This window comes from Actinophytocola sp. (genome assembly GCF_045807065.1).
Taxonomy (GTDB): domain Bacteria; phylum Actinomycetota; class Actinomycetes; order Mycobacteriales; family Pseudonocardiaceae; genus Actinophytocola.
The window spans coordinates 1-9,999 of sequence record NZ_JBJMIE010000101.1 but is presented as its reverse complement, the minus strand read 5'-3'; the positions used below and the strand labels follow the sequence as shown (position 1 = coordinate 9,999).

7 protein-coding genes and 1 pseudogene are annotated in these 9,999 nt (G+C 70.4%); 1 reads left to right on the top strand and 7 read right to left on the bottom strand.

The window, feature by feature from the left end; all coding sequences use genetic code 11:
• The 7 genes and pseudogenes from ACJ73U_RS06065 to ACJ73U_RS06035 form a co-directional block, all read right to left on the bottom strand.
• Window positions 1-1,399, bottom strand: a pseudogene (locus ACJ73U_RS06065) (hypothetical protein); the annotation flags it as partial.
• A gap of 24 nt (window positions 1,400-1,423) precedes the next feature.
• A complete protein-coding gene (locus tag ACJ73U_RS06060; protein WP_407776528.1) occupies window positions 1,424-2,149 on the bottom strand; it encodes a hypothetical protein in 726 nt (241 codons plus the stop codon).
• 86 nt (window positions 2,150-2,235) lie between these two features.
• Window positions 2,236-3,933: a carbohydrate-binding protein gene (locus tag ACJ73U_RS06055; protein ID WP_407776527.1), complete on the bottom strand. Its 1,698-nt coding sequence runs from the start codon at window positions 3,931-3,933 to the stop codon at window positions 2,236-2,238.
• A gap of 34 nt (window positions 3,934-3,967) precedes the next feature.
• A complete protein-coding gene (locus ACJ73U_RS06050) occupies window positions 3,968-5,836 on the bottom strand; it encodes a glycoside hydrolase family 127 protein (protein WP_407776526.1) in 1,869 nt (622 codons plus the stop codon).
• Window positions 5,837-5,846: 10 nt separating this feature from the next.
• Entirely contained in the window at window positions 5,847-6,650 is an 804-nt protein-coding gene (locus ACJ73U_RS06045) for a carbohydrate ABC transporter permease (RefSeq protein ID WP_407776525.1), read from the bottom strand.
• Window positions 6,651-6,652: 2 nt separating this feature from the next.
• On the bottom strand, window positions 6,653-7,576 hold the full coding sequence (locus ACJ73U_RS06040) for a carbohydrate ABC transporter permease (protein ID WP_407776524.1): 924 nt from the start codon (window positions 7,574-7,576) through the stop codon (window positions 6,653-6,655).
• Between the two features lie 18 nt (window positions 7,577-7,594).
• Window positions 7,595-8,884: an ABC transporter substrate-binding protein gene (locus ACJ73U_RS06035; protein ID WP_407776523.1), complete on the bottom strand. Its 1,290-nt coding sequence runs from the start codon at window positions 8,882-8,884 to the stop codon at window positions 7,595-7,597.
• A 162-nt stretch (window positions 8,885-9,046) separates the two neighbouring features.
• Between ACJ73U_RS06035 and ACJ73U_RS06030 the strand changes: the two genes are divergently transcribed.
• Window positions 9,047-9,999 (top strand): LacI family DNA-binding transcriptional regulator (locus ACJ73U_RS06030; protein ID WP_407776522.1); only part of this gene is annotated, 953 nt, incomplete at its 3' end.

The following is a 9,999-nucleotide window of genomic DNA, read 5'->3' as shown; positions in this document are numbered from 1 at the left end:
CCGTGTTCAGCGAGGTGAGCAGATTGGTGTACGCGGTGTCCGCCCAGCTCGCCTCGCCGCTCTGGCCGATCCGGCCGGCGATGTAGCGGTACGACGCGAGCATCTGCAGCGCGGAGAAGTTGCTGAACAGCCAGCGGCCGGTGGAGTCGTTGTCGAAGTTCGTCGCGAGCGTGCCGTCGGAGGCGAGCTGCGCGGGGTAGCGGTTGCGGGCGATGGTGTAGAGGCTCGGACCCCACGGGCTGCTGCCGCCGGAGTCGTCGTGGAAGTACTGGCTGACGAACGCGGTGTCGTTCGTCTTCGCCAGGTACGTCGCCCACGAGCCCATCGTCTTCCAGACGCCGTCCCAGTACCAGTTGGCGCCGACCTCGTCGAAGTTCGTCGCCTCGGAGATGCGGCCGGTCAGCAGCAGGTTGCGCCCGTCGTGGTAGTCCCCGGTCTCGAACTTGGCGGTCAGCTCGCCCGGTACGTCGTGGTTGAGCAGCCAGGCGTAGTTGTTCGCCGCGCTGAACTCGGCCTCGCCGACCTGCATCATGAGGTTGTAGATGGTGCCGGCCTTGTAGGCGTTGACCATCGCGGTGCCCGGGTTGGCCAGGCTGCCGGTGTTCGGCAGCGTGGTGTTGGGCAGGCTGAAGGTGTTCAGCTCCGCGAGCCGCGAGTTCCAGTACGACGCCATCTGGCTGTAGGCGGTGTCGTAACTCGGCGCGTTCGACGACAGCGCCGTGCCGGTCGGCAGCGCGGCGCCGCTGCCGAAGTTGTCCACCGCCACCACGAAGTCGTGGTTGCTGGTCTGGCCCGCCGCGACGGTGTCCAGGGCGGAGCTGGTCAGCCGCACCAGGTTCGGGCCGGCGCCACCCGGCGGGACCGTCACCGGCGACGAGCCGTTGTTCCTGACCGACACGCGGGTGTAGACCAGCACGAACGCGTTGCCGCCGATGGTGACCCGGTTGGCGAAGTTCTTGATGGTGATGCCGACGGTGCCCGAGGTGCGGGTGGTCGTCATGGCCGGCAGGTAGCCGCTGTCCTCGGTCCACTGCACCGACTGCGCGGCCGGGGCGCTACCGAAGTTGTACGCGCTGAACGTGTACATGCCGCCGCACAGCCCGTTGAAGGTCGAGTTGACCCCCCGGGCGAAGAACGAGCCGGACAGGAACGCCGTGACGGGCCAGTAGTTGCCGTCCCAGCCGATCGCCGTGGTGTTGAAGAAACCCCGGCCGTTCGGGTCGTTCGGCGTCTGGAAGTTGGTGCCGTACGAGCGCGGCAGGCCGGAGTTGCGGCACGCGTTCGGCGCGAGGTTCGGGATGCCCTGGAACGTGTCCGCCAGTGGCGCGCCGCTGGCCGGCGCGGCGACCGCGGCCCCGGCCACCAGTAGCGCGGTGGTCAACAGTGCGAGCCGTCTCATGTGTCCTCCTAGGACAGGCTGTGCCTAGCTCAGGAACGTGCCGTAGGGACCGGTCAGGATCGCGGTCTTCTGGCTCTGGTTGAAGTGCGTGTTCGGGTAGGCGTAGAAGGACGCGGACATCGGGGTGCCGTCCGTCGAGGTGGAGTCCGGCAGGCCGAACGCGTGGCCCAGCTCGTGGACCATGCCGCCGTACCACCGGTTCATCGGACCGTTGATGCCCGCGGCGCCGTCGGCGTCGTGCTGGCAGAGGATCACCCAGCCGCCGCCACCCCCGCCGCCCGCGCCCAGGCCCTCGGCGATGACCTCACCGACGTTGATCCACCGGCTGTCGGGCGCCTTGACGTCGAACCTGCGCAGCAGCTCCTGCTGCATGTTGAACACGGCCCACCAGTAGCGGTCGCCGCCGTTCGGCGTGTTCTCGTACCAGCTCTTCACGTGCTCGCCGGTCACCACCTGCACGACCGGGTCCGCCAGGCGGAACGTCCTGCCCAGCTCCTGCTGGTAGTACCGCTGGGCCTCCCGCATCACAGCGGCGATCCCGTCCGGGTAGCGCTGGTCGTAGGGCACGTCGGACGGCCGCAGCAACCAGACGCGCACGGTCCTGGCCGGCGGGTCCTGAGCGGGCGTGGGCGTCTGGCTCGCGTCGGCGGGACCGGGGGCCAGGATGGCGAGCAGGCCGGCCGCCAGGGACAGCACGGCCAGGATCGCCGGCCGCGCCACCGCGCGCGGCCGGTTGGGGAGTGGACGCATCGTCGAGTCCTCTCAACTATGTTAGCGTTAACAATTCATGGCAACCGGCCAGGGAACCCGCGGCCGGTGCTCTCGGTGTGGCGGTGTCAGGTCAGGTTGATGTAGTCGAGCTCCGCGTAGCCGGTGCCGCCGACGAAGAACGGCGCGCCCTTGGCCAGCCGGATCACGTTGTAGCCGGCGCGGAGGGTGACCGTGGTCGAGACCGTGCCGAACTGGGCCCAGCCCGCGGTCGGCGGGTAGCTGACCGTCGACCAGGCGCCGCCGTTGTAGGCCAGGCCCTGTGTGGACGTCGCGCCGGTGCCGTTCGCGTAGCCGATGGTCATCGTGTAGGCCCGCGCGCTGGGCACGTTCACGACGAAGTCCACGTAGCTGTCGCCGCGCGGGTCGCCCGAGTTGTCGATGCGGCCGACGTAACCGCCGTTGGACGCGTTCGACGCGGCCAGCCGGGAAGCGCGGAAGACCGACGCGTTCTCCGCCTCGTACCGTTGCTGGTAGTCGGGCACGCCACTGGTCGGCTGGACCACGAGGTGGTACGCGCTCGTCGCGGACATGTTGGGCACCGAGACCGTGAGCTGTCCACCCGAGACGGCGGCGGTGGTGTTGGCGATCGTGGTCGGCGCGGTCACCGCGGTGGACCGGCCCGACGCCGGCGTCGACTCCAGGGTGACGCGGACGCTCGACCCCAGCGCGCCGAGACCGGTCAGCCGCACGGAGTTCGTGCCGGCCTCGTCACCGAACACGACGTCCACGCGCCTGCGGGTCGAGTCGTAGGAGGCGAAGCCGTCGATGCCGGACTGCGCGGGCGGGGTGGTGCGCACCATCTGCCCGGCCATGTCGCCGTACCACCTGTAGAGCCACCACGTGCCGGTCGGCTGGCTGTTGTTGACCACCAGCCCGTTGACCGTGCCGTACTCGAACCAGAACGCGCGGTCGGCGGCGTACACCCCGGCCCGCTCGAACTTCGCGATGTAGTTGGCCACCCGGCCGGGCACGTCGACCTCGTCGGTCCAGGCGTACTCGTTGATGAAGATCTGCCGGGGACTGATGCCGAGCGACGACTCCAGCGAGCGGTAGGCCGCGACGTCGGCCGCGACGGCCGCGCTGCTGTGGTTCAGCTCGTGCCAGACCACCATGTCCGGCAGCGTGCCCGTGTTCTTGGCGTTGGTGAGGAACGCACGCATGCTGTTCGCGTTCCAGCCCGAGTAACCCGGGCCGGCGACCGGGGTGATGGTGTCCCGGGTCCTGATGCGCTGGACGGTCCGCGTCCAGCCGGCGTTGAAGTCGCCGGCCGCGGCGGTGTCCCAGGTCCAGTCCGGCTCGTTCCAGATCTCCCACGCGGCCACGTCGCTCACCGAGGTGGAGGCCAGCCGGGCGGTCACCATCCTGTCCACCTTGGACAGCCAGTCGTCCCAGCTCACCCACCTATACGGGAAGTCCGGGTAGATGTCCGGCATGCGGATGACCTCGGCCGCGCCGACCCGGTCGGCCTGCGGGGCGACCAGGAGGGCGTCACCGCCGGGCGGCTGGCCGTTGGGCTTCTGCCCCACGCCGGGCGGCGGCTGGGTGAGCGTGTTCATCCTGATGGGCAACAGCGTTGAGTCGGCGGGCCGGTTGTTCTCGGCCAGCGCGTACAGCCCGCCGGACGCGACGTGCGTGACCGGCCGGAACGGCGCCGCGACGTCGACCACCAGCGTGTGGCCCGCTGCCTGGGCCGGTACGGCTGGGAGGAGCGCGGCGGCGACCGCGGTGGTGATGGTGATCCCGAGGAGACTTCGTCGTGACATCGGGTACCTCGCAGGGGTGCAGGGGGTGCGGGGACTATCCCGTGGTGACAGGTATCCAGACCCGCATCGGGCCGGGAGTCCGGTTGCCCCACAGGAAATACGGGATGGCGGTGAGTTCGACCGGCTCGCCGGTCGGTTCGACCTCGGTCGGGTACAGCTCGCCGGACGACGGCCGCTCGACCGTGCCGCTGGTGGTCAGGGTGACGGGGATGTCGGGCAGGCGGCCGGGGACGATGTCCGCGGCGGGGTCGATCCGCACGTCCTCGAGCGTGACGCCCTCGGGGAGGTCGGCCTGTTCCAGCGCGTAGACGAGCGGCCCCCGGGCCAGTGCGACGCAGCCCCGCACGGCGTCGATCCGCGGGTGCGGCCGGACGGTGCGCGGCCGCATGGGCAGGTCGAGCGTGACGGTGGCGCCGGCGGACCAGTCCCGCCGGACGCGGACGTAGCCGTCGGTGACCTCGGCCGGTGCGCCGTCCAGCAGGGCTGCCGGCGCCCAGCCGGGCACCCGCAGCGAGAGCGTGAGCGGTGCGTCGGTGGTGAGCGCCACGACGACCCGGCCGTCCCAGGGGTAGTCGGTGCGCACCTCGGCGCGGACCTCGACACCGTCCACAGTGGTCTGGATGGTGCCGGCCGCGTACAGGTGGAGCTGGAGTCCACTGTGGTCGGTGGTCGCCGCGTAGCCGGACAGCGAGGCCAGCAGCCGGGCCAGGTTCGGTGGACAGCAGGCGCACGAGTACCACGGCAGGCGGCCGGACGGCGCGTCCTCGTGCGAGCCGTCGTGGCCGGTGCGCAGGTGCAGCGTGTTGGAGTAGAAGAAGTGCGTGCCGTCGAGCGCGGTCGAGCCGGCGATCACGTTGTACAGCGCGCGTTCCATCTCGTCGGCGTACTTCGGCTCCCCCGTGGCCAGCAGCATCCGCCAGTTCCACTGGAAGCTCGCGATCGCCGCACACGTCTCGCCGTACGCGCGGTCCGGCGGCAGCTCGTACGGGTCGCCGAACGCCTCGTCGCGGTGCCGCGAGCCCTGTGCGCCGGTGACGTAGGTCCTGGCGCCGAACGCGTCGTCCCAGAGCCGGTGCGCGGCGGCCATCAGCTCGTCGTCGTGCGTCTCCACGGCGACGTCGACCATGCCGGCCAGCAGGTACAGCTGGCGCACGACATGCCCGGTCACCTCCGTCACCTCGCGCACCGGCCGGTGGTCCTGCAGGTAGGCCGGGCCGAACCGCTCGCCGTCGAGCAGTCCGCGGCCGCGGAGGTCCAGGAATCGCCTGGCCTGCGCCAGGTACGGCTCGTGGCCGGTCACCCGGTACAGCTCCACCAGTGCCGTCTCGATCTCCGGGTGCCCGTCGACCGCGTCCGTCGTGCCGAACCGCTCGACGACCAGGTCCGCGAGCCGCCGGGCGACCGTGACGACCTCCGCGCCGACCCCGGCCCGCGCGGCGGCGACGGCGGCCTGGATGAGGTGCCCGGCGCAGTACAGCTCGTGGCTCCGGTGCAGCTTCGTCCACCGCTGGTCCGGCTCGACGAGCATGCGGTAGGAGTTGAGGTAGCCGTCCTCGTCCTGTGCCTTGGCGAGCAGCGCACCGGTGGTGTCCACGAAGGTCCGCAGCTCGGCGTCGTCCGGGGTGCTGCCGAGCTGCCACGCGGCGGCCTCCAGCGTCTTGTAGACGTCGGAGTCGGCGAACCACATGTTCTCGAACGCGCCGTCGGCCTCGCCGGTGACCCGGCGCAGGTTGACCAGCGCGCCGGCGGCGTCGAGCTGGCCGACGCAGTACGGCAGCGACCTGACGGCGTTGCGGCGCTGCCAGTCGCCGAGGAAGCCGTTCGTCAGGCGCACGTCCGACAGGGGCAGCGGACGCAGCGCCGAGACGGCCGTGGCGGTGGGGTGAACGGGACCGTCGGTCATCGAGACTCCTTCAGCCCTTCAGGGCGCCCGAGGTGAAACCGCGTACGTAGTAGCGCTGCAGGATCAGGAAGACGACGACGCACGGCAGCGCGGACGTGGCCACGCCGGCCTGCAGCGCGCCGAAGTCGACCGAACCGAGGTTGCCGACGGACAGGTTGAACAACCCGACCGGCAGCGTGAGCTTGTCGCCGTCGGTCAGGAAGATCAGCGGCGCGACGAACTCGTTCCACGCCGCCAGGAACGAGAACAACGCGATGGTGACGATGCCGGGGAGCACGCCGCGCAGCAGCACCCGCCGCAGCGCGCCGCCCACCGTGCAGCCGTCGATGAGCGCCGCCTCCTCCAGCTCCGCCGGCAGCGCCTCGAAGGAGTTGCGCATCATGAACAGCCCGAACGGCAGCTGGAGCACCGCCATGACGAGCCCGAGCCCGACGAGCGAGTTCTGCAGCCCGAGCCAGCCGAGCAGGATGTACAGGGGCACGAGGATCGTCGTGTACGGCACCATCAGGATCGCCAGCGTCACGAGGAAGAGCACGTTGCGCCCGGGAAAGGCCAGGCGCGCCATGGCGTACCCGCCGAGGGTCGTCGTCACGACGGTCACGCTCACCGCCACCACCGAGACCGTGAGGGTGTTGACCAGGTAGCCGCCGATCCCGATGCCGTACTCGGCGAGGCGGCGGTAGTTGTCCACGCCCCACCCCTCGGTGCCCCCGGTCTGGCGGCCGTGCACCGAGGAGTAGGCCGTCCACAGCATCGGCAGCAGGAAGAGCACGGCGAGCGCGGTGCAGGTGACGTAGAACCCCGTCCTGCGCATGGTCACCGCCCTTCTCGGCGGATCAGGCGCAGCTGGGCGACGTTCAGCACGATCAGCACGGCGAGGGTCGCGACGGAGACCGCCGCCGCGCGGCCGAGGTCCTGGGACAGGAACGCCTCGCGGTAGATGTCGATCACGACGGTGGCGGTGTCGTGGCGGCCGCCGGTGAGGATGAAGAACTGGTCGAACGCCAGCAGTGACCCGGTCACCGACAGGACCATGGTGAGCGCCAGCGTCGGCCGCAGCAGAGGAAGCGTGACCCGCCACATGATCTGCCGGCGGTTCGCGCCGTCGATCCGCGCGGCCTCGTACAGGCCGGGGTCGATGCTCTGCAGGCCGGTCATCAGGATCAGCATGTAGAACCCGGCGAAGCGCCAGGTGATCATGCCGACGGACGAGCCGAGCGCGGTGCCGTTCGAGCCGAGCCAGTCGACGTGGCCGAGGCCGAGCCAGCCCACGATCTGGTTGAGCGGGGACGCGTCGGTGTTGAACTGGCCGTAGAACAGGAAGCTCGTGGACGCCAGGCCGACCGCGCTGGGCAGGAAGAAGACCGTGCGGAACGCGCCGACGCCGGGCCGGTCGCGCTGGATGAGCAGGGCGAGTCCGAACGCGACGAGGCCGAGCACGACCGTGGTGACCGCCGTGTACTTCAGCGTGAACCAGACCGCGCGCCCGAACAGGGGGTCCCGCAGCGCGCTGTAGTTCGCCACGCCGTTCGGCTCGGACGCGCCGAGCAGTGGCCAGTGGTTGAACGACATCCACACCAGCAGCACCAGCGGGACGACGAACAGCACCAGCACCAGCAGGGCCATCGGGGCCGAGTACAGCAACCCCAACCGGGTCCGGTTCGTCGGCGACCGCCGGCGGCGGGGTGGTGCCGACGCCGCGGAGGTCGGCGCCGGCACCCGGGGTGGCGACTGGGACACGGCAGAGGACACCACGGGTCAGCCGCCACTCGACAGGGACTCGGTGATCGCCGAGTTGTGGTCGCGCAGCGCGGTCGCCGGGTCGTCGGTGCCGAACACCGCGTCGATGACCGTCTGCGTCCACGGACCGTTGGGGTCGTTGAAGGTCTTGCCGAAGTTGACCGAGATCGGGGTCTGGCCCTCGCCGGCGAGCTTGTTGAACACGCCGAGCCGCGGGTCCTGCCTGGCGTAGGTGTTGTCGGCCAGGTCGGCGCGGACCGTGATGTTCTTGTTCTTGGCCACGACGTCCACCTGGGCCTTCTTCGACAGCGTCCAGGAGATGAAGTCCCACGCCGCGTCCGCGTGCTGGCTGTTCGCGCTGATGCCGAGCACGTCCCCGCCGACGAACGACGACGAACCGCCGGTCAGGCCCGGGATCGGCGCGACGCCGACCTGGAGGTCCGGTCCCTCCTTGATGCCCTGGAGGCCGGTGGCGCCCATCGGCTGGATGCCGACCTTGCCCTCGCCGAACAGCTGGGTCCACGTCGTGCCGTTCTCGTTCTTCGCGGACTCCGGCACCACGCCCTCGTCGTACAGCCGGCGCAGCACGCCGTACACCTTCGCCGCATCGGGGTTGTCGATCGTGGACGCCGTGCCCTGCTCGTTGAGCACCTCCCCGCCGGAGGCCCAGATCATGGGCCAGCTGGTGAAGAGCTGGCAGCCGGGGCAGGCGCCGCCGAAGAAGTAGCCGCTGACCCCGCCGCCCAGCGCCTGGATCTTCTCGGCGTCGGTGACCACCTCGGCCAGGGTGGCCGGCGGCTTGTCGGGGTCGAGGCCCGCGCGGGTGAACAGGACCTTGTTGTAGAACACCGCGGACAGGTCGATGTCGTGCGGAACGCCGTAGTACCTGCCCTTGTAGGTGGCGGTCTTCATGTGTGCCGGCGCGAGCTGGTCGGCGAAGTCCAGCTCCTTCACGCGGGCGGTGAGGTCCTGGTAGACGCCCTTCGCGGCGTAGTTGGGGGCGTAGACGACGTCGGCGGCGAGGACGTCGGGGAGTTGGTGGGCGCCGGCGGCCGTGCCGACCTTCTGCTGGTAGGAGTCGGCCGGGAAGACGGTGAGCTTGACCTTGTTCCTGTGGCTCGAGTTGTAGGCGTCGATCAGGGTCTGGCTGAAGGTGGCCGTCGGCGAGCGCGTCCACATGGTGATGGTCGTGCCGTCGTCGACGGATCCGGTGTCACTCGCGGCGGACGTGGACGGACCGCTCTGGCAACCCGCGAGAACCAGTGCGCCTGCTAACAGCGCGACCGCGGCCCGCGTGCGTGAACTCATCGTGCCTCCCGACACCACTGGCGGAGTTTGGGCTTCGAGGAGTGCGGAGGAAAATAAGGAAACCGGTTTCCGTCACGCTAGGCTCACCCGCGCGGGGGTGTCAAGAGCACCATCTTCCGCGAACTGACCGGTTCGCGGCCGCACCCGGGGTACCCTGCGATGATGCCACCGAGGAAAGCCACGGAAACCGTCGGAAACCCCGTCGGCAGAGCGGACCGGCCGGCCACGATCAGCGACGTCGCCCTACTGGCAGGGGTGTCCGTCGGGACGGTGTCCAAGGCGCTCAACGGTCGCGGCTCGCTGCGCACCGAGACGCGGCAGCGGGTGCTGTCGGCGGCCGAGCAGCTGGGGTTCGAGCCGAACAAGGCGGCGGTGGCGTTGAACTCGGGGCGCACGTACACGGTCGGCATGATCACCACGGACACGATCGGCCGCTTCAGCATCCCGCTGCTGATGGGGGCCGAGGACGCGCTGGGCGCCGGCGAGATGTCCGTCTTCCTCTGCGACGCCCGGGACGACCGGATCCGCGAGCAGTACTACCTGCGCACGCTGCTCAGCCGGCGGGTGGACGGCATCATCGTGACCGGGCGCCGCACCCAGGCCAGGCCGCCGCTCGGGACGGACCTGCCGATCCCGGTGGTGTACGCGTTCATCAACTCGGCGAACCCGGCGGACTGCTCGGTCGTGCCCGACGAGGCCGGTGGGGCCGAGAAGGCCGTCGACCACCTGCTCGCGATCGGCCGGCGGCGCATCGCCCACATCACCGGCCCGGAACACCACCACTCGGCGCTGGTCCGGGCCACCGCGACCACGTCCCGGCTCGCCGACGCGGGTCTGGCGCTGGTCGCTCCCCCGCTGTTCGGCGAGTGGAGCGAGGCGTGGGGGCGGCAGGCCGTGCGCATCCTGCTGTCCCACGAGTTCGACGCCGTCTTCTGCGGCAGCGACCAGATAGCTCGCGGCGTGGCCGACGGCCTCCGGGCGGCGGGCCGGCGGGTGCCGGACGACGTCGCGCTGGTGGGCTTCGACAACTGGGACGTCATGACCCTCGCCTGCCAGCCACCACTGACCAGTGTGGACATGGAGCTGGAGAAGCTGGGCCACACCGCGGCCACCCT

Coding starts and splice junctions, on each gene's coding strand:
- ACJ73U_RS06045 (WP_407776525.1), bottom strand. CDS start 6,650: ATGCGCAGGACGGGGTTCTACGTCACCTGCACCGCGCTCGCCGTGCTC.
- ACJ73U_RS06060 (WP_407776528.1), bottom strand. CDS start 2,149: ATGCGTCCACTCCCCAACCGGCCGCGCGCGGTGGCGCGGCCGGCGATC.
- ACJ73U_RS06055 (WP_407776527.1), bottom strand. CDS start 3,933: ATGTCACGACGAAGTCTCCTCGGGATCACCATCACCACCGCGGTCGCC.
- ACJ73U_RS06035 (WP_407776523.1), bottom strand. CDS start 8,884: ATGAGTTCACGCACGCGGGCCGCGGTCGCGCTGTTAGCAGGCGCACTG.
- ACJ73U_RS06050 (WP_407776526.1), bottom strand. CDS start 5,836: ATGACCGACGGTCCCGTTCACCCCACCGCCACGGCCGTCTCGGCGCTG.